1 pseudogene is annotated in these 1,258 nt (G+C 58.8%); it reads right to left on the bottom strand.

The window, feature by feature from the left end:
• Positions 1 to 8 precede the first annotated feature (8 nt).
• Positions 9 to 1,191 (bottom strand): annotated as a pseudogene (locus HV796_RS42545) (IS3 family transposase).
• Positions 1,192 to 1,258: the final 67 nt, after the last annotated feature.

The following is a 1,258-nucleotide window of genomic DNA, read 5'->3' as shown; positions in this document are numbered from 1 at the left end:
TGTAGTGGTCAAGATATTTCGGACAGGCTGATAGGCTGTTTCACTGTCAGTTTCGCCTCGTAGGCAATGGGCGACAGATAGCCCAAAGTCGAATGCAGGCGTACGGCGTTGTAGAAACCGACGATGTACTGGTTGATGTCGCACCGTGCTTCATCGTGATTGGCATACTGACGCTGCCACACGCGCTCCATCTTCAGGTTCAGGAAGAAGCGCTCCATCACCGAATTGTCCCAGCAGTTTCCCTTGCGGCTCATGCTGCAAATCACGTGATGCTTTTTCAGCAAGGCCTGGTATTCATCGCTCGCGTACTGGGCGGATTCAACCGGTCCGAATGCAGGAGCAGTCCCGGTGCCGGCCGGCGCTGCTGCAACGCCATGGTCAGTGCCGACATGACCAGTGTGGCTGGCATGGTGGGCGCCATCGACCAGCCGACCACCTTGCGTGAGTACAGGTCCAGCACGACCGCCAGATACAGCCAGCCCTGCGCCGTGCGGATGTATGTGATGTCTGACACCCAGGCACGATTCGGTTCGGCTACATCAAACTGCCGGTCGAGCACGTTCCCTGCTACAGGTAGCGTATGCCTGCTGTCGGTCGTCGAGACAAACTTGCGCTTCCAGCTCGTACGCAGACCTGCTTCACGCATCAGCGTACGCACCCGGTAACGGCCAATAGCCAGCCCTTGCTCGCGCAGCGCATGCATCACACGCCGGCTGCCATAGCTTGCGCCGCTGGCGGCGAACGCCGCCTTGACATGGGTCTGCTCCTGCAAGCTCTTTGCGCTCGGCTTTGCACGCCGGTGCGCATAGTAGCCAGAGCGGCTCACCTCCAGAACGCGGCACGCGTCACTGACCGATACGGCCTCCTTTTGCAAGTGACTTACCACGCGATAACTCACTTCAGTTCCCGGGCAAAGAAGGCCGATGCTTTTTTTAGCAGCGTATTGTCCTCCCGCAATTGCCGGTTCTCGGCTTCCAGCTGCCGGATACGCTGCTGTTCGGCCGTCAGCGGCCTGCCCTCGCCGGGGCCGCCAGCACGCTCTGCATCGTACTGGGCTACCCAGCGCCGCACGGCTGTATCAACCAGATTCATCGAGCGGCACACTTCGCCCACTGATAACCCCTGGTCTCGTACCATCCGTACCACTTCGAGCTTGAAGCTGGCGTCAAATTGTCGGCGCTTTCTTGTCATCTACTGTTTCCTCGTCGATTCAGGATTGTCCTCCTATCGACCTGTCCGAGGAAATTAGACCATCACA

It is taken from the genome of Paraburkholderia humisilvae (assembly GCF_902859855.1).
GTDB lineage: Bacteria > Pseudomonadota > Gammaproteobacteria > Burkholderiales > Burkholderiaceae > Paraburkholderia > Paraburkholderia humisilvae.
This window is presented reverse-complemented; position numbering and strand designations above follow the sequence as displayed.